Here is a 277-nt window from a genome sequence, read left to right on the forward strand (position 1 = left end):
GGGATCCACCGGCCCGCCTCCCGGCGGCGCAGCACCACCGCGTCGGGGTCCTGTTCGGCGCCGGTGAAGGGGATGTCGGCGGTGGTGCCCCGGGCGGCGGGCGGCGGGGTGCGCCAGGAGGAGCGCGCCTCGCGTACGGCGCCGCCTTCCCGGATCAGTTCCACCGTCACGCGGTCGGCGAGTTCGCTGCGCTGCTTCGCCCTCTTCAGGTCCTTGCGTACGCCCATGGTCGGCTCCTGTTCGCGGCGTGGGGAGGACTGCACTGGCCGGTGTGGGG

The 277-nt window shown here is 75.1% G+C and carries 1 pseudogene; it reads right to left on the reverse strand.

Annotation, left to right across the window (positions count from 1 at the left end):
• Window positions 1-227: pseudogene (locus ACSNOK_RS34110) on the reverse strand (long-chain fatty acid--CoA ligase); the annotation flags it as partial.
• Window positions 228-277 lie beyond the last annotated feature (50 nt).

Source organism: Streptomyces sp. URMC 126, from assembly GCF_051386555.1.
Classification (GTDB): Bacteria; Actinomycetota; Actinomycetes; order Streptomycetales; family Streptomycetaceae; genus Streptomyces.